The sequence below is a fragment of the Nostoc sp. genome (assembly GCF_036918245.1).
Classification (GTDB): domain Bacteria; phylum Cyanobacteriota; class Cyanobacteriia; order Cyanobacteriales; family Nostocaceae; genus Nostoc.
On the sequence record NZ_JBALEF010000006.1, the window covers coordinates 1 to 24,650 of the forward strand.

26 protein-coding genes, 1 tRNA gene, 1 pseudogene and 1 other annotated feature are annotated in these 24,650 nt (G+C 41.2%); of the genes and pseudogenes, 13 read left to right on the forward strand and 15 right to left on the reverse strand.

Features of this window, described 5'->3' with window-relative positions; genetic code table 11:
* The first annotated feature begins 137 nt into the window (after positions 1–137).
* From V7L12_RS01445 to V7L12_RS01470, 6 genes are all read left to right on the forward strand, one after another.
* A complete protein-coding gene (locus V7L12_RS01445; protein ID WP_335081455.1) occupies positions 138–842 on the forward strand; it encodes a hypothetical protein in 705 nt (234 codons plus the stop codon).
* A gap of 359 nt (positions 843–1,201) precedes the next feature.
* Positions 1,202–1,588: a GtrA family protein gene (locus V7L12_RS01450; RefSeq protein ID WP_335081457.1), complete on the forward strand. Its 387-nt coding sequence runs from the start codon at positions 1,202–1,204 to the stop codon at positions 1,586–1,588.
* Positions 1,589–1,658: 70 nt separating this feature from the next.
* Positions 1,659–2,609, forward strand: a complete 951-nt coding sequence (locus V7L12_RS01455) for a glycosyltransferase family 2 protein (RefSeq protein WP_335081548.1) — start codon at positions 1,659–1,661, stop codon at positions 2,607–2,609.
* Positions 2,610–2,873: 264 nt separating this feature from the next.
* Positions 2,874–3,257: a sugar 3,4-ketoisomerase gene (locus V7L12_RS01460; protein ID WP_335081460.1), complete on the forward strand. Its 384-nt coding sequence runs from the start codon at positions 2,874–2,876 to the stop codon at positions 3,255–3,257.
* Positions 3,254–4,051: a DegT/DnrJ/EryC1/StrS family aminotransferase gene (locus tag V7L12_RS01465; protein WP_335081462.1), complete on the forward strand. Its 798-nt coding sequence runs from the start codon at positions 3,254–3,256 to the stop codon at positions 4,049–4,051. The genes V7L12_RS01460 and V7L12_RS01465 overlap by 4 nt, the downstream gene beginning before the upstream one ends.
* A gap of 108 nt (positions 4,052–4,159) precedes the next feature.
* Complete coding sequence (locus tag V7L12_RS01470; protein ID WP_335081550.1) at positions 4,160–4,543, forward strand: hypothetical protein; 384 nt, start codon at positions 4,160–4,162, stop codon at positions 4,541–4,543.
* On the opposite strand, the pseudogene V7L12_RS01475 reads toward V7L12_RS01470, so the two are convergent.
* Positions 4,452–5,547 (reverse strand): annotated as a pseudogene (locus V7L12_RS01475) (B12-binding domain-containing radical SAM protein). The gene V7L12_RS01470 and the pseudogene V7L12_RS01475 sit on opposite strands and share 92 nt — an antisense overlap.
* Positions 5,548–6,235: 688 nt before the next feature.
* On the opposite strand from V7L12_RS01475, the gene trpS reads away from it, so the two are divergent.
* From trpS to V7L12_RS01490, 3 genes are all read left to right on the forward strand, one after another.
* The gene (trpS, locus tag V7L12_RS01480; RefSeq protein ID WP_335081464.1) at positions 6,236–7,246 is read left to right on the forward strand and encodes a tryptophan--tRNA ligase; all 1,011 of its coding nucleotides are present in this window, start codon (positions 6,236–6,238) and stop codon (positions 7,244–7,246) included.
* Between the two features lie 58 nt (positions 7,247–7,304).
* Entirely contained in the window at positions 7,305–8,234 is a 930-nt protein-coding gene (locus V7L12_RS01485; protein WP_335081466.1) for a methylenetetrahydrofolate reductase, read from the forward strand.
* A 122-nt stretch (positions 8,235–8,356) separates the two neighbouring features.
* A complete protein-coding gene (locus tag V7L12_RS01490; RefSeq protein ID WP_335081469.1) occupies positions 8,357–9,214 on the forward strand; it encodes an Rpn family recombination-promoting nuclease/putative transposase in 858 nt (285 codons plus the stop codon).
* Between the two features lie 74 nt (positions 9,215–9,288).
* Here V7L12_RS01490 and V7L12_RS01495 read toward each other — a convergent pair whose 3' ends face one another.
* The 3 genes from V7L12_RS01495 to V7L12_RS01505 all read right to left on the reverse strand — a co-directional run bounded on the left by V7L12_RS01495 (position 9,289) and on the right by V7L12_RS01505 (position 11,302).
* The gene (locus tag V7L12_RS01495) at positions 9,289–9,534 is read right to left on the reverse strand and encodes a hypothetical protein (RefSeq protein ID WP_335081472.1); all 246 of its coding nucleotides are present in this window, start codon (positions 9,532–9,534) and stop codon (positions 9,289–9,291) included.
* Positions 9,535–9,742: 208 nt separating this feature from the next.
* Complete coding sequence (locus tag V7L12_RS01500) at positions 9,743–10,291, reverse strand: phosphate-starvation-inducible PsiE family protein (RefSeq protein ID WP_335081474.1); 549 nt, start codon at positions 10,289–10,291, stop codon at positions 9,743–9,745.
* An 87-nt stretch (positions 10,292–10,378) separates the two neighbouring features.
* Positions 10,379–11,302, reverse strand: a complete 924-nt coding sequence (locus V7L12_RS01505; RefSeq protein WP_335081476.1) for a tetratricopeptide repeat protein — start codon at positions 11,300–11,302, stop codon at positions 10,379–10,381.
* A gap of 265 nt (positions 11,303–11,567) precedes the next feature.
* Here V7L12_RS01505 and V7L12_RS01510 point away from each other — a divergent pair, with 265 nt between their 5' ends.
* Positions 11,568–13,616, forward strand: a complete 2,049-nt coding sequence (locus V7L12_RS01510; protein ID WP_335081478.1) for an elongation factor G — start codon at positions 11,568–11,570, stop codon at positions 13,614–13,616.
* A gap of 53 nt (positions 13,617–13,669) precedes the next feature.
* Here the strand turns inward: V7L12_RS01510 and V7L12_RS01515 are convergent, their stop codons facing one another.
* Positions 13,670–14,140: a hypothetical protein gene (locus V7L12_RS01515; RefSeq protein WP_335081480.1), complete on the reverse strand. Its 471-nt coding sequence runs from the start codon at positions 14,138–14,140 to the stop codon at positions 13,670–13,672.
* A 188-nt stretch (positions 14,141–14,328) separates the two neighbouring features.
* Here V7L12_RS01515 and V7L12_RS01520 point away from each other — a divergent pair, with 188 nt between their 5' ends.
* On the forward strand, positions 14,329–14,979 hold the full coding sequence (locus tag V7L12_RS01520; RefSeq protein WP_335081483.1) for a Uma2 family endonuclease: 651 nt from the start codon (positions 14,329–14,331) through the stop codon (positions 14,977–14,979).
* A 135-nt stretch (positions 14,980–15,114) separates the two neighbouring features.
* Here the strand turns inward: V7L12_RS01520 and rplL are convergent, their stop codons facing one another.
* From rplL to rplS, 8 genes are all read right to left on the reverse strand, one after another.
* A complete protein-coding gene (gene rplL, locus V7L12_RS01525; RefSeq protein ID WP_335081485.1) occupies positions 15,115–15,504 on the reverse strand; it encodes a 50S ribosomal protein L7/L12 in 390 nt (129 codons plus the stop codon).
* 93 nt (positions 15,505–15,597) lie between these two features.
* Positions 15,598–16,212, reverse strand: coding sequence for a 50S ribosomal protein L10 (gene rplJ / locus V7L12_RS01530; RefSeq protein WP_335081487.1), 615 nt, complete (start codon positions 16,210–16,212; stop codon positions 15,598–15,600).
* Between the two features lie 62 nt (positions 16,213–16,274).
* Positions 16,275–16,441, reverse strand: a sequence feature (ribosomal protein L10 leader region).
* Positions 16,442–16,511: 70 nt separating this feature from the next.
* On the reverse strand, positions 16,512–17,225 hold the full coding sequence (rplA, locus tag V7L12_RS01535) for a 50S ribosomal protein L1 (protein WP_334825386.1): 714 nt from the start codon (positions 17,223–17,225) through the stop codon (positions 16,512–16,514).
* Between the two features lie 112 nt (positions 17,226–17,337).
* On the reverse strand, positions 17,338–17,763 hold the full coding sequence (rplK, locus tag V7L12_RS01540; protein WP_335081489.1) for a 50S ribosomal protein L11: 426 nt from the start codon (positions 17,761–17,763) through the stop codon (positions 17,338–17,340).
* 6 nt (positions 17,764–17,769) lie between these two features.
* A complete protein-coding gene (gene nusG, locus V7L12_RS01545) occupies positions 17,770–18,420 on the reverse strand; it encodes a transcription termination/antitermination protein NusG (RefSeq protein ID WP_334825388.1) in 651 nt (216 codons plus the stop codon).
* Complete coding sequence (gene secE / locus V7L12_RS01550; RefSeq protein ID WP_292780076.1) at positions 18,420–18,641, reverse strand: preprotein translocase subunit SecE; 222 nt, start codon at positions 18,639–18,641, stop codon at positions 18,420–18,422. The genes nusG and secE overlap by 1 nt, the downstream gene beginning before the upstream one ends.
* 187 nt (positions 18,642–18,828) lie before the next feature.
* Positions 18,829–18,901, reverse strand: a tRNA-Trp gene (locus V7L12_RS01555).
* 152 nt (positions 18,902–19,053) lie between these two features.
* Positions 19,054–19,416: a 50S ribosomal protein L19 gene (gene rplS, locus V7L12_RS01560; protein WP_094348921.1), complete on the reverse strand. Its 363-nt coding sequence runs from the start codon at positions 19,414–19,416 to the stop codon at positions 19,054–19,056.
* A gap of 153 nt (positions 19,417–19,569) precedes the next feature.
* Between rplS and V7L12_RS01565 the strand changes: the two genes are divergently transcribed.
* The gene (locus tag V7L12_RS01565) at positions 19,570–20,514 is read left to right on the forward strand and encodes a glycosyltransferase family 2 protein (RefSeq protein ID WP_335081492.1); all 945 of its coding nucleotides are present in this window, start codon (positions 19,570–19,572) and stop codon (positions 20,512–20,514) included.
* Positions 20,515–20,660: 146 nt separating this feature from the next.
* Here the strand turns inward: V7L12_RS01565 and V7L12_RS01570 are convergent, their stop codons facing one another.
* On the reverse strand, positions 20,661–22,274 hold the full coding sequence (locus tag V7L12_RS01570; RefSeq protein WP_335081493.1) for a calcium-binding protein: 1,614 nt from the start codon (positions 22,272–22,274) through the stop codon (positions 20,661–20,663).
* Positions 22,275–22,653: 379 nt separating this feature from the next.
* Here V7L12_RS01570 and V7L12_RS01575 point away from each other — a divergent pair, with 379 nt between their 5' ends.
* On the forward strand, positions 22,654–23,712 hold the full coding sequence (locus V7L12_RS01575) for a glycosyltransferase family 4 protein (RefSeq protein ID WP_335081496.1): 1,059 nt from the start codon (positions 22,654–22,656) through the stop codon (positions 23,710–23,712).
* Positions 23,713–23,832: 120 nt separating this feature from the next.
* Here V7L12_RS01575 and V7L12_RS01580 read toward each other — a convergent pair whose 3' ends face one another.
* Positions 23,833–24,489 carry a hypothetical protein gene (locus tag V7L12_RS01580; RefSeq protein WP_334825401.1) on the reverse strand — a complete coding sequence of 219 codons (657 nt, stop codon included), beginning with the start codon at positions 24,487–24,489 and terminating at the stop codon, positions 23,833–23,835.
* Positions 24,490–24,650: the final 161 nt, after the last annotated feature.

The following is a 24,650-nucleotide window of genomic DNA, read 5'->3' on the forward strand; positions in this document are numbered from 1 at the left end:
TAATTTCGATTTCAGACACGGTAGTAAATACAATCTGGTATGATTTGCGCTGGATTATACCAGATTGTGTCTACATTTAGAATGAAATAGCCCTGCGCACTAGTCAAAGAGTATACCTTGTTGCTGCTGGTCTTGCTGTGGCTTTAAGTTTACTAATTTATTTGGAGATGCAATCTCCTATTTATCTAAGTTCTACTGCGAGTTTAAGCTTAGGCTTGAATAGTTTAAGTAATCCTCAAGAATGGCCGTATAGGTTTATTAATGAATGGCCATTTTCTACAAAAATTCATGACTTACTAAGCGGTTTAATTCGTAATTCGACAGTATTTAAATGGGTCTGGCAAATACTATCTATATGTACTCATGTTGCCTTGAGTATGATAGGTATTCCTTTGCTCATTATCACTAGCATTTACCTATTTTGCCAACCAGCACATCAAGAATTTCTCCTTTTTAGGAGCTTGATTGTGTGGATAACAGTTGTGTCAGCTCTAGGTGTAACGTGTCTAAAATTGAGTTATGACGATTTCTCACTTGCGGGAGAACTACTTTTGCTAATAAGATGGTATCCATTTTTATTAATGATTCCTGGACTTTATCAGGTTTACCAGTTTTTGCAGCCTCATATATCCTTAACTAGACCAACGCAGATTAGTTTAGTAGTCGCTTTTGTCGTAATATATCTGGCTGCTCAACAGCTTGCTAGACCTAGTATTTTAATGACTGCGCTGTATTCTGAGGCAGTCATAGTAAGTGCTAATGAACGAATGGCTCTTACTTACATTCATGACAATACGCCACAAAATTCTGTAACTTTAACGGATAAGTATCTAAAAGACTGAAATTTTGTATTAACCAGTATTACCGGGAGGCCAACTTATCTACAAAAGGATTATGACGATATAAGCGAGCTAACATTAAAAAATTTTCCCTCAGAGAATCGAGAGCAAGTTATTAAAGACTTATGGGCAACATCTCAATCAGAGCAATTTTGCCGACTCCTAATAGCAACTCCAGCGACTCATCTTATCGAGTATTCAACTCATCCCTTACTTGTAAATGACCCAGCCTGTATACAGCCTATTTGGGAAAGCTCTAATCAAAGTATTCCAATTTCATCTGAAAAGGTAACTATCTGGAAAATCAATCGTTAACTAGGAAAAAACATATGGAAATGATGAGTCGTTATTGAATTAAGCTTATGCGTTATCCTTCCAAAAGATTTGTAAATTTCCTGATAGTAGGGGGAATCAATACACTTTTTGGTTACTCAATGTTTGCTCTGTTGATTTTGCTGAAAGTCTCCTATGAAAATGCAGTTCTCATATCAACTATGTGTAGGATATTATTTAACTTTAAAACTACCGAAGTTATCGTTTTTAAAAATATAAACAACACTCTAATTTTTAAATTTATAGGAGTCCATGCTATTATCTACTTCCTGCAAATATTTTTACTCAAACAATTAATAGCTTACAAAATTAATATTTTTTTAGCAGAAGCTTTAATTTTACTTCCTCTCGCATTAGGAGCATATACATTAAATAAAATATTTGTTTTTCCCAAATCTCAACCAAGAAAAATGTGAATGATCAATATAGCGTCTGCAAAAATTAAAAATTACGGAGGATTTAACATTAGCTTATATTTCTGTTGTTATTCCTGTCTATAAAGCTGAAGGTTGTCCACATGAGCTTTATCAAAGGTTAAAGGCCTCTCTTGAAATTATTACTGAAGACTTTGAGATAATTTTAGTTGAGGATTGTGGAGGCGATCGCTCCTGGGAAATCATAGTAGAATTAGCTAAAAAAGATCCGCGAATTAAAGGAATTCAATTTAGTCGCAACTTTGGTGAGCAATATGGTATTACAGCTGGCTTAGATCACTGTAATGCGGAGTGGGTTGTAATTATGGACTGTGACTTGCAGGATCGTCCTGAAGAAATTCCTCGTTTATATGCTAAAGCACAAGAAGGCTACGATATAGTATTGGCTAGGAGAGGTAAGCAAAAAGACCACATTTTGAAGCGCCTTACTTCCTCGCTATTTTATAAAGTTTTCAACTATTTAGCAGATATCAATTACGATGGGCAAGTTAACAACTTTCGTATTGTTTCTAGGAAAGTTGTAGACAGTTTTCGTGTCTTGCGTGAACAACTAAGATTTTTTAGTCTTTTGGTACAGTGGATTGGTTTTCCCACTGCTAGTATTGACGTTCAACATGGTAATCGTTTCGCAGGAAAAAGTACATACACCTTTAGTAAATTATGGAAACTGGGAAGCGAAACTTTAGTTGCTTATTCTGATAAACCTCTTAGATTATCAATCAAGCTGGGTTTCTTAATATCTTTCCTAGCTTTTCTATATGGCATTTATACTTTTATTGATTCCTTACTTTACGGCTCAACGGTTACAGGTTGGACTAGCCTGATTGTTTCTTTGTATTTTCTGTGCGGAATTATTATTGCTTTTTTAGGAATTATCGGTCTTTATTTGGGTAAAACTTTTGATGAGACAAAAAAAAGGCCACTATATATAGTTAGACAATATTCAGATAGTAAGGACAGCAGTGTATCAAGGTTGTATTTAAGTAACCGTTCAGGGGGGTAACGAGACAATGAGGGTTACAAGCGATTTCTTAAGTATGAATGGATTTAAATAGATGTTTATTCTAGCTAGCGAACATTTGTTGCATCTATTGAAAAAGTTATCAGAGAATTTTGCAAAAACCATGTAATTAGTTTTGTTTGACTACTTATTCATCAATATCTGCAACTTCATCTAAATCAAGTGAAAGTTTAATATGTCAGTTGAAATAAATATTTAAAAGTCTTTGAAAGAAAATCAGACTAACATTCAGCAATATCGATTGATTTGCCGAAAATTACTGATCCTCGTGGCAATTTGACTTTTATTGAAGCGAATAGACATATCCCTTTTGAGATAAAAAGAGTTTTTTATCTTTATGATGTGCCGATTGGCGAAGAAAGAGCCGGACATGCTCATCGCGAGTTACAGCAATTTGTTGTGGCAATATCAGGTAGCTTCGATGTAAAAATCAATGATGGTTATCAAGAGAAAAAATATCACATGAATTGCTCACACTATGGTCTTTATTTCGGCTCGATGATCTGGTGCAAAATTGAGAATTTTTCGCTGGGAGCGGTTTGTATGGTTTTAGCATCAGATTTCTATGATGAATCTGATTATTACCGCAACTACAAAGATTTTATTAAAGCTATAAAAGACAGATCATGAAAATATCGTTTCTTGATTTAAAGGCATCTTCTTTAGAAATAAGACAAGAATTAGATGAAGCCTATAAAAAATTTATAGAGTCCGGCTGGTACATTCTTGGGCAAGAGTTAGAAGCTTTTGAAGCAGAATTCGCCTCTTATTGTAATGTCCAGCACTGTATTGGTGTTGGAAACGGTTTGGATGCACTACATCTAATATTAAGAGCAATGAATATTGGCTTAGGTGATGAAGTAATTGTTCCAGCTAACACTTACATTGCGACTTGGCTAGCAATTTCTCATGCAGGAGCTACACCAGTTCCTGTAGAACCTAATGAAAAAACTTACAATATTGAACCAAAGAATATTGAAGGAGCAATTACTTCTAAAAGAAAAGCAATCCTAGCAGTTCATCTTTACGGTCAACCTGCTGATATGGATTCGATTAACGAGATTGCTGCACGATATGAACTTAAGGTAATTGAAGATGCTGCACAAGCTCATGGTGCACGTTACAAAGGTAGAAAAGTTGGTAGTTTAGGTGATGCAGCGGGCTTTAGTTTTTATCCAACTAAGAATCTAGGAGTATTAGGAGATGGTGGAGCAGTAACAACAAATGATGGTGAACTAGCAGATAAAATTAACCTGCTCCGAAACTATGGCTCTCGTGTTAAATATTTGAATGAAATTCAAGGTTTTAACAGCAGGGTTGATGAATTACAAGCTGCCTTTTTAAGAGTGAAGTTAGCAAAACTGGATAAGTGGAATGCTCATCGGGATCAATTAGCAAAGTATTACATAGACAAACTGTTCTAGAGCAAGAATTTTCTGAGGCCAAAAGCATAAGTTTCTGAAGGTGATACAGACGGAAATTCCCGATGTGCTGATTATTGAACCACTTGTTTGTATAGGGAGTAATTGTCAATGGAATCTATAATTTACATTATGCAGAGAAAATTCTTTCGTTTTCAACCGGCAATTCAGTTATTAAAGGTTGAAATACCCTATGTATTAGTGCTCATTACTACTTGGATTCTTATGACAATTCTTGTAAATCCTTTGGGAAATTTTCCTCTAAATGATGACTGGGCTTATGGGCAAAGTGTGCAATCTCTTGTAGAAAAAGGTAATTTAAAAATTTCACCTTGGAGTGCTGCTAATTTACTTTCTCAAGTTTTTTGGGGCGCATTATTTTGCTTACCATTTGGTTTTTCATTCACAGCACTTCGATTCTCAACCTTAACGTTGGGTGCTTTAACGCTTCCAGTTGTGTCTCTAGTTGCACCTTCACTTCATGACGGAAGCTGAAGAAGTGTTCACCAAAGCTCAATGCTACAAGGTAATCATACAATAAATCCGGTTTCTGGAAGGCGATCGCAACCAATTGCCACCAAAAACGCCAACGAGTTGAGCGAACAACACCCTGACGCCAAACAATTATCCCAAATAAACGCAGTTCATGCCAAGTTATAGGACGTTTGCCTTTGGGACGCTTACCTATCCATCAAGTCAATCAGTTCGTCGTCCTCTGCTAGATTTAAGGACGCTTCTGGGAGTAACATAAATGGATAGTTACGCTCTTGCATCCAGGGAATTAGCGATCGCAAAAACACTTTAGCACTGCGTTTGTTACCAATAAAGTTGTCATCTACAACAAATACCAATCGTCGCCAGCCCATTTGATATAAGACTTCCATCTCAGCCAGCATTTGCTCTGGTGTTTTTGTGCGCGGCTTGCGACCAAATAAGGTGATAATATCGCAAAATTCACACTGGAACGGACAGCCCCGCGAAAATTGCACGGTGATTGCTAGGTAAGCATCTAAGTCTAGCAAGTCGAAACGGGGTATAGGTGTTTGAGTAACATTAGGTTTTTCTATAGCGCGGAAAATTCCCTTTGTTTCTCCCCGCGCCAATGCTTCTAAAAATAAGGAGATAGTGCATTCCCCTTCATCCAAAATTAAATAATTAGCTCCTGCTTCTAAGGCAAATTCTGGTACGGAGGTAGCGAAAGGCCCGCCAACTATAACTTTTTTACCTAACGCTACCCCTTTTAGAATTAACTCCCACAAATCTTTTTTCTGGATAATCATTGCAGAGATGATTACCAAATCACACCAATCCCAGTCTTCATCTGTTTCTAGGCGGATATTACGATCCAGTAGTCTAATTTCCCAATCCTTTGGTAGCATTGCTGCTACTGTAATTAAACCCAATGGCGGATTTTTAGAGCGTAAACCTGCCAAATCAAGGGTTTTTTGGTAAGACCAGAAAGAACTGGGCATTATGGACCAGAGTAGTAAAGCTTTCATCAGCAAACTCCCCGGAGTGGAAAAATTAATTAATAATTCTCAGGTTACTGCTACTTTCTCTGAGCAAAATTTAAATTTTGTCTATTTCTGTAAATCAAAGGAAATAAATCACTTAAATAAAAAAAAGTGTTATTTGCTGGCTCTTGCGGTTTAGTGTTTGTATTGTTGTGCTATCTCAACGCAATCTACTGCATTGTTAATGTATCGATTCACAATGCGATTGTTTCGATTCACAATGCAATTGTTTCGGTTCACAATGTGATTGTTTCGGTTCACAATGCGATTGTTTCGGTTCACAATACGATTGTTTCGGCTTACAATGCGATTGCATCAAGTTTTTATTTACAAACTACAGTAAAGTAGGCATTGTAATGCTCACCTTACAAGCTGTCTTACCACACAAACTTGTGTCGTTATCACACTATAGCGGTTCCCATTCAGATACGGTTACAACATTACATCACAAGTGTAGGGTGTACCTCAGGTAAACGAGAACCGCTATAAATTATCGTTTTCCTTTATGAAAAGTTTCTATAGCAATCCAAGTTGAGTTAAAATCTCTCATCCACAACGGCGAGTTGACCTGGAAAATGTCAAAATTAAATGAGTTTTGCATAGGCGCAAGCGACTTGTCGCCAGACATCGCCACTTGACATAGCGCGGATTTGAGATAACTAAGTTGAAATTTATGGGCAAGCAACGTGTTCTTTCTGGAGTTCAACCAACCGGCAATTACCATCTAGGTAACTACTTGGGAGCCATTCGCAACTGGGTAGAAGGTCAGAGCGAATACGAAAATTACCTTTTTGTAGCTGATTTGCACGCGATTACAGTGCCACACGACCCAAAACAGTTGGCAGCTGATACCTACACTCTTGCTGCTCTCTATTTAGCTTGTGGTCTTGATTTAAATCACTCTACTATCTTTGTACAATCTCACGTTTCAGCCCACAGTGAACTCACCTGGTTGCTCAACTGCATTACACCTTTAAACTGGCTGCAAGATATGATCCAGTTTAAGGAAAAGGCCGTCAAGCAGGGAGAAAATGTGAGTGCAGGCTTATTGGATTACCCTGTGCTGATGGCAGCGGATATTTTGCTTTACCAAGCTGATAAAGTGCCAGTGGGTGAAGACCAAAAGCAACACTTGGAATTGACACGTGATATTGCAGCTCGGTTAAATCACCAATTTGGTAAACCAGAACAACCAGTTTTGAAGTTACCAGACCCTTTAATTCGCAAGGAAGGGGCAAGGGTGATGAGTTTAGCGGACGGTACCCGCAAAATGTCGAAGTCCGACCCTTCCGATTTAAGCCGGATCAGTTTGTTAGATTCACCAGAACAGATTCAATACAAGATTAAGCGTTGTAAAACCGATCCGATTCGTGGTCTGACTTTTGACGATCCAGCGCGTCCAGAGTGTAATAATTTGTTAACATTGTATACATTGCTTTCTAGGAAGAAAAAGGAAGATGTCGCAGTTGAGTGTCAAGATATGGGTTGGGGACAATTTAAGCCATTATTGACAGACACAATTATTGACTCCCTGAAACCAATTCAAGAAAAATATCACTCGATAACGGCGGATAAAAGCTATTTGGAGTCTGTGTTGCGGGATGGAGGGGAAAAAGCTAGAGCGATCGCAAATCAAACTTTATCACAAGTCAAAACTGCTTTAGGCTACTCTCTTCCTCTATAAGTTTTCACCTTTAGGTGTGATTTGTTATACCATTTAAGAAATTGAAAACCTTAATGTCATGCATCACACCCATAGCCCCACAGCCTTTAATGACTTTCGTCGAGCTGTACAAGCAGGAGAATTTCTAGTTACCGCCGAAGTAGCACCGCCGAAAGGGGGAGATCCAGCGCACATGATTCAAATGGCGGCGACTCTTAAGGGGAGAGTTCATGCCGTCAATGTTACTGATGGTAGCTGCGCCGTGTTACGGATGTCTTCGTTAATGGCGTCGGTGATTTTGTCACAGAATGGTATAGAGCCGATTTGTCAAATTGCTTGCCGCGATCGCAACCGCATCGGTTTACAGGCTGATTTGATGGGCGCTCATGCTTTAGGTATCCGCAATATTTTAGCTTTGACTGGCGACGCAGTAAAAGCAGGCGATCATCCAGATGCCAAAGCAGTGTTTGACTTAGAAGCTGTGCGACTGCTGCAACTGATTCGGAAGATGAATCAAGGTGTTGATTGTAATGAAAAACCCTTGACTGATGGGGCCTTAGATTTATTTGTCGGTGCAGCAGTAGATCCGCAATGTAAAAGTTGGTCGGGTTTGCAAAGTCGATTTGAACGCAAAATCGAAGCCGGAGCGCAGTTTTTTCAAAGTCAGTTGATTACCGATTTTGAGCGACTAGAAAAGTTTATGGATACCATTGCTGCTGGTTATAAAAAACCGATTCTAGCAGGAATATTTCTGTTGAAATCGGCAAAAAATGCCCAGTTTATTAATAGATGTGTTCCGGGTGTAGATATTCCCCAACATATTATTGATAGATTGGCAAAAGCCAAAGACCCTTTTGAGGAAGGGATAAAAATTGCTGCCGAGCAAGTGCAGATAGCGCGGCAATTATGTCAAGGTGTCCACATGATGGCGGTGAAGCGTGAAGATGCGATCGCGCCAATTTTAGATTTGGCGGGGATTGCTCCAGTTAATCAGTTGGTATCTATGTAAAGGAGAGAATGAATCTTTTATTGAAGCAGATGTAACCATCTGCTTTTTTTATGCTGAAACAGACCCGTCTATACTATTTTTGATAGACTTTCAATATCCAATGTTCGCTTGACTAAATCTAGGTGCAAACTGACAAAATATTTTATAGCTTATTTCAAGCTTTTCCTAGCATATTTTTTGCCATAATTGGCGACACAACTGCCAATGTCAACGCATATCAATTTGTTTCAGTCGAGCTAAAAGAAACTGCTTTTAGGATTGATGGTGTATTCATCCCCACAAGTGAAACTACAAACCAACCACTTTACTTTGTTGAAGTCCAGTTTCAATTAGATTCAACTTTTTATAGACGCTTCTTTGCCGAAATCTTCGTTTACTTGCGTCAAAATGAATCCGTCAATTTTTGGCGTGCTGTGGTTATCTATCCTCAAAGAAGTTTAGATCCAAGCGATCGTCTACCGTATGAGTTGCTGCTAGACAGTTCACAAGTGCAACGAATTTATCTAAATGAATTAGATACGGGGGAGAACTCACTTCAAGTTGCGATCGTTAAATTAATTATCGAAAGAGAAGAGACAGCCATTGACAAAGGTAGAGAATTGATTTTACAGGCTAGGCAACAGCTGACAGATGAATCTACCACCAAGCAAATTGTAGAATTGATAGAGACTATTCTGTTGTACAAATTTACCCGGTTAAGCCGAGAGGAGTTAGCAGAAATGTTGGGTATAGACGACGAATTCAAAAAAACACGCATGTATCAATCAATCAAGGAAGACGGCTTAGAAGAAGGTCGTCAGGAAGGTCGTCAGGAAGGTCGTCAGGAAGGTCGTCAGGAAGGTCGCCAGGAAGGTCGCCAGGAAGCTAAGTTAGAAGCTATTCCCCGATTGTTGGCATTGGGATTAAGTGTCGAACAAGTAGCAGTGGCTCTCGATTTGACGGTGGCGCAAGTACAGCAAGCAGCCCAGAATCAATTCTAGCTGATAGTGGACGCTGGTTGCGTCTAATGTAATTAACAAGTACGTAGGTGTAACCAACGCGCTTAAAATCTGGGTTACATCTTACCGTGTTCCAGCACTTGTTGTAGATGTTGGCGAATCTCTTGTGCATGTTCAATATCAGATTGCCGCAATTTTTGGAACAACTCTACACAAGGTTGAGAACCTACTTTTTCTGCATCTTTGATGTAGGTATCGTAAGCTTTAACGGCTTCAGCCTTGTTCTGCAAAACGGTGACAAAATCATACTCCAAGTCGCTAATCGCTATTTGAGATTGTCCGTTACCTGTATTTGTAGCCATTACTTGAACCTCTTTTAGGATTTCTAATTAACGTTATACTCACCCTTAAAGAGCGATTCATCTTCCAAAAAGAGTATATTTCAATACGTCGGAAGTACCTTGCAAAAATAATTTCCTGATACAGCCTCACACAAAGGAGTGGAGAGTAGGAAAATACTTTTTCGCCACTCCCCACTCCCCACTCCTCACTCCCCATTTTCATAACAATTTATCCAAGCGGTTGATTCTCATCACATTGACGTGAATACTGTAATTCCAACTCGTTTTGCCGTTCTCTACCTCCTCTATAGACAACCGGACAAAACTTAGTGTTAGCGCTCATACAATCCATGTGTGGCGTCTTAGCACATACCACGAGTAGTCCACCCAAAACAAACAACAAACCACAAATTGCAAGCGTATTAACCCAATAAATTTCCAGCGCTCCGTGAACTACTACCTCGCGCAGTAGAGATACAATTGTTACCTCAACTGCCACTCCTACAGAGATACTATGTTCTTGCAAATAGACCATTAATAGTCGAAATAACTCGACTAAAATCAACACAAATAGTATTTTTGCAGTCACATGTTTATAGTCTAGTGGCTGCATGAGGGCGATAGCTATCCCCCACAATTGGATTAGCATGACGGCGAACAAACCCAAACACAAAACAATCACAATTAAGTCTTGAAAGGCTTCCATGTTGCGAACAATTGAGTGCCGATCAAGCCAGCGATCGCTAAATAAAAATCGACTTTTCTGGCGCTTTTGCATGTACATTTTTCCAATCGGGACAAGTTCAGACAACACCAGCGAGTCAACCCAATAGTTTTATGTTATGCAATATTAAGTTTTTCTGCCTCAGCGAGGTTGGTAATTTAAATTTTGTGCTTGTTGCAACAATTGCTCGGCGTTTTTCGCCCACTGGGGATTTTTTTGAGCATTGTATAAATCTCTAGCAAATTGCAATACTTGTACTGCATCGCCATATTGCTGTAACTGGATAAAAACTAACCCAGCACCATAATAAGCATTGGGATAGTTAGAGTTAGCTTCGGCTGATTTTCTAAAAGCCTCTAATGCCTCTTGTAATTTACTTTGTTGAAAAAAAATTGAGCCGAGATTGTAGTAAGCTTCTGGATACTTGGGATTAATTTTTAATGCCTGATAAAATGCACTTCTGGCTGGATCGAGTTTACCTTGTTGGAGATAACACATCCCTATATGGTAAGGAGGTTCTGGTGCATTTTTACTATATTCTACGGCTTTTTTAAAAGATGCGATCGCTTGTTCACAATTTCGTTGCTGTTCTCGCACTAATCCCAAGTTATAGTGGGCAAATCCTAGTTTGGGATCGAGTTCTAAAGCGCGTTGCAAATAATCGTTAGCTAACTTGAAATTATTGCCTTCTAATAACGCTCCGCCTAAATTAGCAAAAGCTGGAGCAAATTTGGGATCGGCTTGCGTCGCTCGATAAAATGCATCCGCAGAGGGTTGTAATTGTCCTGTTTGTCTGAATGCTAACCCTAAATTATAGTGCGCTGGTGCCAATGCCGGATCTAGTTTGGTTGCTTGTTTAAAGGCGGCGATCGCATCTTTTACCTTTCCCGCCTGAATTGCTTGTAAGCCTTGGTTTAACCAGTCTACAGCACTTTTAGGATTAGATTGTGCCAGCTTTGAGGCGACAGGAGGAGATAGAGCAAGAGAGGGGAAGGAAATACTCATAACCAGCAAAGTCAAACTTACTAACCCCGCCATGCGATATTTAAAGAATGGTAATCTCATTGAGTTTCTGACTCGCAACACTTTCAGTTAAATTTACTTCATAAAAAGTTTTTTACAAAAGTTTTTGATTCGGTATAAAAATTTGTGATGCTTAACTTTTCTTAAGCTAAATCTTACGACAGGCTACAATTTTTTTAACTTTCGATTAAAGGGAGGATAATAACGAATTAAAGAAGGGGTAATTTTGACTCCAGAGAACTATTTTTTATCCCTTGATATATACAGAATCATGCGGTTATAAAAGACTTACCGCAAGGGAGGTTTTATGAACGAAAAAGTAAAATCGGGTTCGCGGAACGTTGCAATTGTCGGGCCTTATTTAAGTGGAAAAACCACTTTACTAGAAAGCTTGTTATTTGTCACAGGGGCAATTTCCCGCAAAGGCAATATTAAGGACAGCAATACAGTGGGAGATAGTGCTGCCGAGTCGCGCGATCGCCAGATGAGTGTAGAAGTCAGCGCCGCTAGCACTGAGTATAACGGCATTCGCTTCACTTTTATTGACTGTCCGGGAAGTGTAGAATTTGCCCAAGAAACGTACAATGCTTTAATCGGAGTCGATGCAGCAATTGTAGTTTGCGAACCCATCCGCGAACGAGTCCTCACCCTTGCCCCTTTATTTAAATTCCTGGACGATTGGGAAATTCCTCACCTCGTCTTCGTCAACAAAATGGATCGGGCAAATACTCACGTCCTAAAAACGTTGCACGCCCTGAAAGCAGTATCTAGCCGTCCCCTGGTAGCGCATCAATATCCGATCATGAACGGGGAACAACTCACCGGCTTTATCGATATGGTGAGCGAACAGGCATATCAATATCATCCAGGCGCACCTGCTGACCCCATTCCCTTCCCCGAAAGTTTAAAAGAAGAAGAACATACAGCACGGGCAGAAATGCTCGAAGCATTAGCAAATTTTGACGATCATTTACTCGAAGAACTTTTAGAAGACATCGAACCATCCCAAGAAGAAATCCTTAAAGATTTAAAAATGGAATTAGGGGCAGATTTGGTAGTACCCGTTTTCTTTGGTGTGGCAGAACAAGATTATGGTGTTAGACCTTTATTAGAAGCCTTGTTACGGGAAGCCCCCGAACCAGAAACCACAGCAGAACGTCGCTTAAAAAACTTAAAAGGTGATAAACCTCTAGCGCAGGTATTAAAAACTTACTACACTCCCCAAGGTGGCAAACTCTCTCTGGTGCGTGTTTGGCGGGGCAAATTAACTGATGGCATTGTCCTCAATGGCATTCGCACTGGTGGGGTTTACCGCCTGATGGGACAACAGCAGCAGTTCGTTAATGAAGTTGGTGCTGGTGAAATTGTCGCATTGAGCCGTTTAGAAGGCATTAAGACAGGGGATACAATCTCCACAGAACAGCAATTGGCGATGGAATTACCCAAAGCTGTACAGTTGGAACCTGTGTATGCTCTGGCCATTACACCAGAAAAGCGCAACGATGAAGTTAAACTCAGTGGTGCCATCACCAAGTTATTAGAAGAAGACTGCTCACTTGCTTGGGAACAACACGGCGATACCCACGAAGTTATTCTTTGGGGTCAAGGCGAGATTCATTTGCAAGTCACCCTAGACAGACTGCGCCGTAAATATAACTTGCCGATGACAACCCACTTACCGCAAGTGCCTTACAAAGAAACCATCCGTAAAACGGTGGCTTCAGTTCATGGGCGCTATAAACATCAAAGCGGTGGTCACGGACAGTTTGGTGATGTTTTTCTCGAAATCAAGCCCCTACCACGCGGTACAGGTTTCAACTTTAATGAAACTATTGTCGGCGGCGTGGTTCCGAAACAGTACATTCCTGGCGTAGAAATGGGCGTGCGGGAATTTTTGACACATGGGCCTTTGGGCTTCCCAATAGTTGATGTGGCGGTAACTCTGACTAATGGTTCGTATCACAACGTTGACAGTTCCGAACAAGCCTTTAAGCAAGCTGCCCGATTGGCAATGCAAACGGGGATACCTCAAGCGGAACCTACCCTATTAGAACCAATTTTGCGGGTGGAAGTGACAACACCAAGTGAATTTACCTCCAAAGTGCTGCAACTATTGAGTGGTAGACGGGGGCAAATTTTAGGCTATGAGGGGAGAAACGATTGGCAAGGTTGGGATAATGTCTCTGCATACTTGCCACAAGCAGAGATGCAAAATTTTATTGTAGAGCTGCGATCGCTCACCTTAGGCGTTGGTTCCTTCCACTGGGAATATGACCATCTCCAAGAAGTGCCAGAAAAGCTTGCCGAACGTATCATTCATAGCAATGGTAATGGTGGTAACGGCAACGGCAAGTAATTTTGGATTTGTCTGAAATCAAAGCCCTGCACTTTTAAATGCGGGGCTTTTTGTTAATGAATATTTAATACGCTTTGGACGTGCTGTTGAAACGCTAATCCTTCTGTACTCCACCGTTCTTGAAATGCTCGTATTTTTTCCAATCTTATTGCTTTTCCATTGGGAGGGAAGTTAATTGCACAATCAAATACTTTACTCTTATCTGGAGGATGAACCCAATCATTCGTCATCCAAATCACCTGGACAAGACGATAAATATTAAATTCCTCTCCAGCATTTCCATCAGGATAAAGTTGCTTATTCAGCATTTGAACAACATGCGTTACTTTGCTACGTTGTCTTAAAATCATCAGTTCACCTTCTTGTGGAGTCTTGGCATTTATTTCATCTTTATTTTCTAAATTTCTCCAATGCATAGCAAAAATCTTTAATTCTGGATGTATAGTAAGTATGCTTTGATAAGCCCAATGTTCACCATCTATAGGTTTTACGTTTTTCGTCCAAATTAATCCATTCAAATCCATAACTATTTCTCAATCTTGTTCTAATAGAGAAGCTTCAGTTATAGTTTTCCCTAAAATCATGCTAAAGTAACAAAACTTCGTTTTTGCACATATCATAAATCAAAAGTTTGATAGTTCAATATTATTTTTTGCTACGATAGTTACATCTTGGCTTTTACAATCTAAACCTGAAATTTCAATGGTAAGTAATGGTAACACTTCAATTGCAACAATTAAGTGTTCCGCCGGGACATAGAGTAATACTCCACGATGTTAGCTGGCAAGAATTTGAGGCAATTTTAGAAGAACTTGGCGACCATCGAGCCACTCGGTTGGCTTACAGCCAGGGAACTTTGGAGATGAGAATGCCGTTACCAAAGCATGAGAAAGCCAAAGTCATCATTGGGGATTTGGTGAAAATTCTGCTGGAGGAGTTAGAAATTGACTGTGAAACATTTGGCTCAACCACTTTCAAACGTGAAGATATGGCTTTTGGTGTAGAACCTGATGACTCTTTCTACATTCAAAATCATGCTCAAATGATTGGTAAAGAGCGAATAGACTTGAGGGTTGACCCGCCACCTGACTTTGCAATTGAAGTTGATGTTACTTCCAAAACTCAACTGGATGCTTATGAAGCATTGCGAGTTCCTGAACTGTGGCGATATGAAAATGGCAAGCTACAAATTAATATTCTTCAGGAAGGTAAATACATTGAGTCTGAAATTAGTTCTACTTTTCCCAACTTGCCCATTGTTGAAGAAATTCCCCGATTTGTCGAACAGAGTCGAACTTTAGGTAGAAGTCCAACACTTAGAGCATTTCGTCAATGGGTAAGAAAGCAAATCAACCCAATTTAATCTAATCCTTGTTCTTTTAACAACAAATGAGCGTTGTAATACTTAATAGTATTTTTATCTGCAACAAAAAACTTTACGATAAAAAAAGGAGCCTAACTTAGGCTCCTTAATAAAAAACTGGTAATAGAATTGTGACTACTTAACAGTTACCTTACCGCCAGCTTCTTCGATGCGCTTTTTAGCATCTTCAGCAGCATCCTTAGCAATACCTTCTTTAACTGCCTTGGGCGCAGCTTCCACCAAGTCTTTAGCTTCTTTCAGACCCAAACCGGTCAATTCCCGAACAATCTTCAGCACAGCAATCTTCTTATCAGCTGGGACTGATTCGAGAATGACTTCAAACTCAGTTTGCTCAACAGCTTCTTCAGCAGGAGCAGCAGGCCCACCAGTACCTGTGAAGGCTACACCAACAGGTGCAGCAGCACTCACGCCAAAAGCTTCTTCAATTTGCTTGACTAATTCAGAAGCTTCTAGCAAAGAAAGAGTTTTTAGTTGTTCTAAAATGTTATCGGTTGCAGCAGACATTGATATAACTCCTGTAATTTTGATTATTTATTTGTCATGGGTCATTGGTCTTTAACTATAGACTTTTGACTTTTGACTGATGAACCACGAAGTCTATTCAGCAGCAGTTTCAGTGCTGCTATCACCTTCAGCAGTGCTTTCGGCACTGCTATCTTGGACAGCAGCAGTTTCGGTACTACCACCACTTTGCTCTTGGTCGGCCACAGCCTGCAAAGCACGAGCCAGTGAACCAGGAACTTCGTTGATACCCACAGCAATCTTGGTAGCCAAGGAATTGATAGCCCCAGCAATTTGGGCGATGAGTTGTTCCTTAGATGGCAAGTCTCCTAGTACTTTGACATCAGGTTCTTTGAGTAGGCGACCTTCCAGTACACCACCGCGAAGTTCTGTCTTCTTGGTGACTTTTTGGAATTCTTGGTATGCCTTAATTGCCGATGAAAAATCTTCTTTTACCAGCAAAAAGGCGGAAGCACCGTTGAGTAATTCCGACAGAGGTTGCCATTTTTCATCGTCTTTAATGGCAATGCCCATCAGGGTGTTTTTAGTCACTTTACAAACAGTGCCACTGGGACGCAGGCGCCGCCGTAAGTCTGTGATTTCCGAAACTGTTAGCCCCTGATAGTCAATTACCAGTGCCAAAGTTGACTCACTCAAAGTTTCTTTGAGGTCAGCTACTATTTCTTTTTTATTTTCTAGTGTTCTACCCATTCCAATCTCACCTCCTTAAAACAATCGGGGAAGTGCCCTTTTTGTACGTTTTTTTCAACCTGAACCCAAACAACAAACCCCAGCTAACTTAGCCAGGGTTGAGTAGTAAGACTCTTGACGCCATAGTTATCACACTTTTTTGGTGGTAATTCTGACAATTAGAGTTTTAACCTCGGCAGGATATTAAGTTATTAGCACCTGCTGTCTCCGGCTTTGCCTATTTAATTTTGTCATTTGTCATTTGTCTTTTGTCATTAGTCCTTTGCCTTTACAAATGACTAATGACTAATGACTAAAAATTAACCAGCTTCGCTCAGTTTTAAATCTCGTAGGGCACTGATATCAACTTTAATTGATGGCCCCATTGTGGCTGACACATAAAATGTGCGCCAATAACGACCTTTAGCTCCTGAAGGACGGTTACGGTCAATCGTCTCCTGCAATGCCTTTAGGTTAACTAACAAATCTTCGGGCGAGAAGGTTGTCTTACCAAACATAACATGGACAATACCAGTTCGGTCAGCTCGGAATTCTAATTTACCAGCTTTGAATTCTGCGATCGCACTTCCTAAGTCAAATGTTACGGTTCCCCCCTTGGGCGATGGCATTAAACCACGCGGCCCAAGCAACTTACCCAGCTTTGCCACCTGTGGCATCACATCGGGTGTGGCAATCAGCTTGTCAAAATCCATTCTACCTTTCTGGATTTCGTCAATCAGTTCTTCTGAACCAACTATATCAGCACCAGCGTTGCTGGCTTCGTTGACCTTTTCGCCTCTGGCTATCACCGCCACCCGGACGATTTGTCCTGTACCTTTGGGCAGTGCTACCGTTGTCCGTAACTGTTGGTCTGTATACTTGGGGTCAATTCCCAACCGGATATGCGCTTCAGCAGCTTCAGTAAATTTAGCTGTTGCTGTGTCTTTGAGAAGGGCTAAAGCCTCTAGGGGATGATAATCTTTCTCTTCTACTTTTGCTTGCAGACCCTGCAAACGACGCGATATTTTTGGCATTTGTTCTCCTGGGGTAATTCCGAAGCCTCGCCTCTCCCCCGATAATTTTTAGTTATTTGTCCTTTGTCATTTGTCATTTGTTGATTTTTTACTAATAACCAATGACCAATGACTAATCCGTGACTGTTACGCCCATATTTTTAGCCGTTCCTGCCACAATCTTCATTGCCGCGTCGATATCGTTGGCATTCAGGTCGGGGAGTTTCGTTTGGGCTATTTCTTGCAATTGTGCTTTGGTAATTGACCCAACCTTCTTTTTGTTGGGTTCATTCGAGCCTTTTTCAACTTTAGCCGCCTTCCGAATCAGCACTGATGCGGGTGGCGTTTTGAGTACGAATGTAAAACTCCGGTCTTCAAAAACCGAAATTTCTACAGGTATCACCGTTCCAGCTTGGTCTGCTGTTTTGGCGTTGTACTCTTTACAAAACATCATGATGTTGACACCATGTTGACCCAAGGCTGGACCAACTGGCGGTGCTGGGTTGGCTTTTCCAGCATTCAGGGCCAGTTTAATGACCGCCACTACTTTCTTCGCCATTTGTATTTAGCTCTGTTTCTCTACCTGATTAAATTCCAATTCTACTGGTGTATCCCTGCCGAAAATTGAGAGCAAGGCTTTAAGTTTACTCCGCTCTGGAGAGACTTCAATCACCTCGCCTTCAAAGTCTTTAAATGGACCAGAAAGCACCATTATCTTATCACCAGTAGCCATGTCAATTTTGACAACAGCTTCTTGCTCGCTGGTTTGTTTGAATATGCGTTCAACTTCTGAAGAACTCAGTGGTATGGGGTTGACATGACCGCGACCCTTGCTACTACCACGTTTTTGTTCTGAACCGACAAAGTTAATTACATGAGAGGTGTTGCGTACCACCTGCCAAGTATCATCATCCATCATCATCCGCACCAGCACATAGCCAGGGAAAACTTTTTCTTCTGTATGCTGGCGACTGCCATCTTTGCGGATTTTCACCGCTGGCGTCTGCGGAATTTCTACCTGGATAATTTTGTCACCTACGTCAAAAGTTTGAATGCGTTGCTCTAAGTTAGTCTTTACACGCTTTTCACAGCCTGAAGCTACTTGTACTGCATACCAGCGTGCTTCTTTTGACGCTGCTTCTGCTGCTTCTGCTGCTTCTGCTGTTTCCTCTGACTGCAACATTGAGTTGCGTGGTTCATCTGTTGCAAAACTCATTAGAACACCTGTTTTGCTGCCCAATGAAACAATCCATCGACCAAGTATATCAAAGATGCGGAGAGTGCCACCATTAACAACACAGCGGCGGATTCGCTCACTATCTGTTTACGACTGGGCCAAACTACTTTTTCAAGTTCTTCTTTGGTTCCCTGTATGAAGTTGCCAAAGCTAAACCCATTTGCGGTTTCTGGCAATTCTGCTTCACTTTTTTTGGCCACGACCGTTTATCCCCCGTTTCTTATACTAGATCCTGTTTAATTGTCATCTAGGTTTGCAGTTTCGACTCTATTTCACTTACTGTCAGCAAAACAACTGCAAATACAATAAGTTTACCCGAAATTATTAGCGCTAACTGCTATATTAGCAGCTGCGTAATTATTTCGGGCTTTGTTTTTTGCTCTTGAGCGCGCCCTGGAGGACTTGAACCCCCGACATCAGGTTTTGGAGACCTGCGTTCTACCAACTGAACTAAGAGCGCACAAGCTGTTTTTGATCCAGTGATTGCGCTGAACTAAATTTCAGTTTAACGCAATATGCGATTTATATCATACCTTAATTTGGTCGGAAAAACAAGTCAGCGGCAGATGCCGCTTGAAGCTTGAGATTTCTCCCATACTTTTGCAGGATGAATCACAAAGGGCGGTCAAACCGTTGCTTGATCCGGGTTGCCTTACCTACGCGATCGCGGAGATAATATAGTTTAGCACGGCGGACTTTACCGCGACGTAACACTTTGATGCTGTCAATCCGGGGAGAATGCAACAGAAATACCCGCTCAACGCCCACGCCTTGAAAAACCTTACGGACTGTAATAGTTTCGTTAATGCCGCCATTGCGCTTGGCAATCACTACTCCCTCGTAGGGTTGTACGCGGTATTTTTCGCCTTCCTTGATTTTCACTCCTACTTTTACAGTATCGCCCACGTAAATGTCGGGCAGATTTGATTTTATCTGTTCCGCTTCAATGGAGCGGATAATCTCTTGAGCGTTCATAGTCTTTCTGTCTGCTTAAAAAAAACTCACAATCATCAATGATAAATCGATAATCCTATTTCAGTCTACTTGTTAGGATTGATAATTTTACTGATACAACAGCCTAAAGATCAAAGCTATATTGCAGAATGCTGTACCACAGGGGTGAAATTTATGAAATTTAGCGTCGTCATCAGTACCTATAATCGCTTGAATTTGCTGCAAAGAGCAATTGATTCGGCTCGTAACCAAACAATCAAGTGCGAGGTGGTTGTTGCTGACGATTGTTCTTCTGATGACACCCAAACCTATCTTAAAAGCTTAGGGGACAAAGTTGTTTACCACCGTAACGAAGTGAACCTTGGTCATGCAGCAACGGTAAATGCTGGAGTTGCCAAAGCTAGCGGCGACTGGATTAAGTTTTTAGATGATGACGACTATTTAGCGCCTAACTGCATAGAAGAGATGGCAAAGGCGATCGCACTTTGTCCCGATGCTGTAATCTGTTCTTGTGTGGCGGCTCAAGTGGATGGCAATGAAGTTGAACTCTCTCGCACTCCCCAAGTCGGCCCCGGTTTAGCTTTTTATATCCCGCAAGCCGATATTCACTACGGTATGCTTTTAGAGCTTGTACCCTTTGGCACACCTGTACAAGTAGCTTGTCGGCGTGATGCTTTCCTGAAAACTGGTGGTTGGGACTCCACACTCGATGCTAACTGTGATGACATCGATTCCTGGATTCGGATTGCTCAGTTTGGCGATGCGATTTTCCTTAATCAGTGTCTTGCTTACCGCACTGTCTGGCCAGGTGCTTATAATCAAAAGTTTTCTTTGTCTCGGCGGTTGGCGACAAATATTTTGATGAAGGAAAAAATTTACGCCTTGGTAAATGAGCAACATCGCTCAAAGATTCCCGTCTTTCAGGATATAAAAAATTACCTGAAACTTCATTGGATTTTAGTGGCACTGAAGCAAAAAAATCTCAAGAGTTTTCTTTCAATGATAGATCCGTCTATACTTTCTCCTCAGTCTTGGAAGTTTTTGCTAACTGCTGCCTCATCACGCCGCTCTCAAGGAAATAATTCTCAGGTTCGTAAACTTGTATTGATTGAGTTGTAATCTAATGTCCGACAAAATACCCAAAATAAAAAATTTATTTTGAAGTGAGAACTTTAGTCCTCACTTTTCGTCAATTCAATACTAATGAATTTATGCAATTTGGTACTGTCAAGTGTATTTACCTCATACTATGCCAAATCTGAAAGCTAGACGAGGACATTACTACCAACTACCAGATTTGTCGCAGTGAAATTATTCAAAGTCGCTACGGTGTCATCGTCATAAACTCCAATGTAATTGACTTTTGTCGAAGTACCCGATTGCACAAACTTTAGGTGGCCATCTAAGATTGGATTGCTGCCACTGTAGCCCCGGCTCTTAAGCAGGTCAGTAAGAACTAACTTATCCTGGCTTTGATTGAAGTCAGTAATTGTACTGTAACTACCAAATCCTTGGTAGACAAATTGATCGTTACCGCTACCGCCAGTCAGGGTATCATAAGAATCACCAACAAAGAGAATGTCATTACCAGCACCTCCGATGAGGCTATCCTGACCTCTACCACTTACAAGGGTATCATCGCCAGTACCACCAATGAGAGTATCATTACCTGCACCACCACGTAGTAGGTCATTGCCACTCTTGCCATCGATGCGGTCATCACCCCCCTGACCATTAATGACATCATCTGAGTTATCAAAGCCATTGACATTATTGTTCTGGTCATTGACAAAGGTGACTGTGTTTTTGTTGAAGATGGTGCTTTGGGTGGAGTTGGCATTAAAGACATCAAAGCTATCACGAATGCTGCTTTGCCCATCAAATAGGATATTGCCGATGCTGGAAAGGTTATCTAAGTTTTGCAGGATAACTTTGTCATCAGCTACGCCTTTAAAAGTGATTTCCAGATTGTTATTATTCTGGGTGAGTAGCAGATTTCGGGCAGTCAATCCAGTACCTTGGAATTTGAGTGTATCCAATTCACCAACGATTGCTGCCGATGGATTTGAGCCTTTTCCTAACTCACCAAAATCGCTGATGGTATCAACACCGTCACCTAAATTGTAAACAAATTTATCTTTACCACCGCCACCAGTTAGCAGGTCGTTGTCTTGATTACCTGTGATGATATCGTTCCCAGCTTCAGCATCAATTATGTCAGCGTAGTTGTTGCCCACTAAATTATCAGCGCCACTGGTTCCAATCAAACCGTTGAACTCTAATGCACCAATATCAACTGTACCCTCAGATACTCTGTCAAATCCGATGCTGCGTTGGTCAGTGGTGATACCTGCTGGAATCAGGGCATTATTACCAGCGTTAATGGCGCGACTATCCTCAAGTAAGGCATGGGTAAGGGTTGCACCACCGTTATTTTGCAGTGGGCTAAGTTTGGGATCGATAGGGTTGGCGCTGCTGCCAAGGATGCTGCTGGTAGTAAAATCAGCGCTACCAGTGTTATCTCCAATCAGGTTATTACCGTCGTCGGTGAAGTCGCCGGAAACGTCGGGGTTGATGTCGCCGCCGTAGAGATTCCTGTTGTTGAAGTTGCCTGCAATGATGGTGTTTGCAACAATGACAGTCCCGCCACCAGAAACACCTCCACCAGTGCCGCCCCCCCAGTTGTAAAGGTCTTCTGCGGTATTATTGGTAATCGTGGTGCTGTTCAGATTGAGGATACCTGAGTTAGAGATGCCGCCACCGTCCCCTCCACTTGCCCTATTGCCAGAGACAGTAATGTTGGTAATGTTAAGGATGCCTGAGTTAGAGATGCCGCCTCCAGAAAGTGCTGAATTACCAGAGATAGTGCTATTACTCAAGCTGACACTGCCAGAGTTAAAGATACCACGCCTTTAAAGACTTTTATTCTCTGTTTTGGCTGCTGTGTGAAATGGTATTTATATATCTGCTGTGCCGTACTAGAGTTCGATGCCAGGTATTGGGAAATAGAAAATAAAGCTGTAGGGACTTAAAATAGCAGATTCAGTCTTCAGTATTTTGGAGTTTTACCCCGATTTATTGAGCCGTTACTGAATAAGTCTTTAAGCTAAGTAACTGGTTAGAAGCGCTCTTAATTAGTAGTCAGTGGTTAATTTTACGCACTACTGACTAATTTTGAGTTGTCACTGAAGACCTCAATAATTCTGTTGATTTATACCCAGTTACTTATCTTTATTTTTTATACACATCTCAAAGATTATGCGAATTATACATATTTTGAACCACGTTCAAGAAATAGGTAACGGTATTGTGAATGTGGCTGTGGATCTGGCTTGTCTACAGGCAAAATCTGGTTATGAGGTAGCGGTTATTTCTGCTGGTGGTGAATACGAGGCTTTACTAGATATTTTTGGTGTCAAACATTACCAACTAGACCAAAGCAGGAAACCGATAAATACGATTAAAGCAGCTATACGTTATCGAGCGATCGCAGCTGAATTTCAACCGGATATTGTTCATGCCCACATGATGACGGGGGTAATATTAGCACGTATTTTTAAAGGAAACAAATATGCTTTAGTTTCTACAGTTCACAACGAATTTCAGCGTGCCAGCCTGCTGATGGGTTTAGCTGACAGGGTAATTGCTGTCAGTAAAGCTGTGCGAGATTCGATGATTAGGCGTGGTATTGCAGAAAACAAGTTGCGGGTGGTGTGTAACGGAACTTTAGGCAGTCCCCGCACCCGACAGATACAAGATTATCAACCATTACCATTACAGCATCCAGCGATCGCCACTGTAGCCGGGATGTATCAACGCAAGGGAATTGCTGAGTTAATTGCTGCCTTTGAACAAATTGCCTCAGATTTTCCCCAAGCCCATCTTTATTTGGTAGGAAATGGCCCTGATAAACAGCTATTTGAGGCACAGGCACAAGCAACTTCTGTAAAAGAACGCATTCATTTTGAAGGCTTCCAATCAGAACCTCAACGCTATTTGATATCTTGTGACATCTTTGTGCTGGCTTCTCACCGTGACCCTTGCCCTCTAGTGCTTTCGGAAGCTAGAGAAACTGGAACTGCGATCGTCGGTACTCAGGTAGACGGGATTCCTGAAGCTTTAGACAACGGGCGAGCAGGTCTTTTGGTGCCAGCAAAGGATAGTCATGCTTTAGCTGGGGTTTTAGTGCAATTACTGAGTAATGCCGAGATGCTACAAGAGTGGAAACAGCGGGCAAAGAAAAACCTAGAGAGGCTGAGTGTTGCCCGCGTCCATCAGGAAACAATGACAGTGTATCGGGAGTTAATTACAAAATGAGGGCATTGGGGATGGGGCATTGGGCATTGGGCAGTGGACAACTAACTATTAACTGTTAACTGTCCACTCCCTGCTCCCCTGCTCCCTGGCTTCTTCCCCAGTCCCCAGTCCCCAATCCCCTTAACAGAGCGATCGCTTTAGTTTGAAAGCTACGCCTAAAGCGCCAAATACCAGTACACCCAAAATGTTAGTTGATTCAGGAACGGCAGTATAATAAGAAGCCACCCTGATCGGTCCATCTTTATCTTCTTGCTCTGCTGGAATTGGTGGAATGATTCCAGCACCTGGCGCTAGATTAGGCAGGCTAGCGAATGGATTGTAAAACAAAGTTCCGTTTGGGATGACGCCACCACTAAAAGTGATAGTACTACCAGCAATGGTAATGTCTGTAAAAATATCCTTTAGATCGGGGTTAGCAGAGTTACCAATCTTCCCATCTCCATTAACATCTCCCCACTGCACTGGTTCATTATCAAATGGTGGAGTAGAATTCGGATTACTATAGGACAGCGTTTTTAAATCAAAGACCAAGCTGTTTATATTGTAACCAGTGGCATTTAGAAAGTTATTAGCTACATCTGGAACACCATATTCTATTACTTGCCCCGGTAGATAGTCTGTAAGGGTTCTTGGTTTTTTTGCGTCGAGTATATCTTGGTTTTTAGTCGTCACAATGGGTTCTACAAAAATGACGGCTTTTGCTGGTGTCCAAGACAAAAAACTAATTCCTGCTGCTCCTAGAACAGACAAGGCTATTTTTGTGGCAATTTTAGTCATATTTGTGTCCTTTTGATATTGATTAACAGAATGCTACACCGCATGGTTTAAATCAAACAGCAAAAACCCACTTTTCAACTGCTATTTACCTACTAGATAAATAGTGGTTAATGTGTGCTTGCTCACTGAGTTGATATTTACTCATAGGTTGATTTATAGAG

Excerpts from the sequence above, each read along its gene's own strand:
- V7L12_RS01450 (WP_335081457.1), top strand. The coding sequence starts at position 1,202 with ATGCGTTATCCTTCCAAAAGATTTGTAAATTTCCTGATAGTAGGGGGA.
- V7L12_RS01465 (WP_335081462.1), top strand. The coding sequence starts at position 3,254 with ATGAAAATATCGTTTCTTGATTTAAAGGCATCTTCTTTAGAAATAAGA.
- V7L12_RS01470 (WP_335081550.1), top strand. The coding sequence starts at position 4,160 with ATGGAATCTATAATTTACATTATGCAGAGAAAATTCTTTCGTTTTCAA.
- trpS (WP_335081464.1), top strand. The coding sequence starts at position 6,236 with ATGGGCAAGCAACGTGTTCTTTCTGGAGTTCAACCAACCGGCAATTAC.
- V7L12_RS01485 (WP_335081466.1), top strand. The coding sequence starts at position 7,305 with ATGCATCACACCCATAGCCCCACAGCCTTTAATGACTTTCGTCGAGCT.
- V7L12_RS01495 (WP_335081472.1), bottom strand. The coding sequence starts at position 9,534 with ATGGCTACAAATACAGGTAACGGACAATCTCAAATAGCGATTAGCGAC.
- V7L12_RS01500 (WP_335081474.1), bottom strand. The coding sequence starts at position 10,291 with ATGCAAAAGCGCCAGAAAAGTCGATTTTTATTTAGCGATCGCTGGCTT.
- V7L12_RS01505 (WP_335081476.1), bottom strand. The coding sequence starts at position 11,302 with ATGAGATTACCATTCTTTAAATATCGCATGGCGGGGTTAGTAAGTTTG.
- V7L12_RS01510 (WP_335081478.1), top strand. The coding sequence starts at position 11,568 with ATGAACGAAAAAGTAAAATCGGGTTCGCGGAACGTTGCAATTGTCGGG.
- V7L12_RS01515 (WP_335081480.1), bottom strand. The coding sequence starts at position 14,140 with ATGGATTTGAATGGATTAATTTGGACGAAAAACGTAAAACCTATAGAT.
- V7L12_RS01520 (WP_335081483.1), top strand. The coding sequence starts at position 14,329 with ATGGTAACACTTCAATTGCAACAATTAAGTGTTCCGCCGGGACATAGA.
- rplL (WP_335081485.1), bottom strand. The coding sequence starts at position 15,504 with ATGTCTGCTGCAACCGATAACATTTTAGAACAACTAAAAACTCTTTCT.
- rplJ (WP_335081487.1), bottom strand. The coding sequence starts at position 16,212 with ATGGGTAGAACACTAGAAAATAAAAAAGAAATAGTAGCTGACCTCAAA.
- rplA (WP_334825386.1), bottom strand. The coding sequence starts at position 17,225 with ATGCCAAAAATATCGCGTCGTTTGCAGGGTCTGCAAGCAAAAGTAGAA.
- rplK (WP_335081489.1), bottom strand. The coding sequence starts at position 17,763 with ATGGCGAAGAAAGTAGTGGCGGTCATTAAACTGGCCCTGAATGCTGGA.
- nusG (WP_334825388.1), bottom strand. The coding sequence starts at position 18,420 with ATGAGTTTTGCAACAGATGAACCACGCAACTCAATGTTGCAGTCAGAG.
- rplS (WP_094348921.1), bottom strand. The coding sequence starts at position 19,416 with ATGAACGCTCAAGAGATTATCCGCTCCATTGAAGCGGAACAGATAAAA.
- V7L12_RS01565 (WP_335081492.1), top strand. The coding sequence starts at position 19,570 with ATGAAATTTAGCGTCGTCATCAGTACCTATAATCGCTTGAATTTGCTG.
- V7L12_RS01575 (WP_335081496.1), top strand. The coding sequence starts at position 22,654 with ATGCGAATTATACATATTTTGAACCACGTTCAAGAAATAGGTAACGGT.
- V7L12_RS01580 (WP_334825401.1), bottom strand. The coding sequence starts at position 24,489 with ATGACTAAAATTGCCACAAAAATAGCCTTGTCTGTTCTAGGAGCAGCA.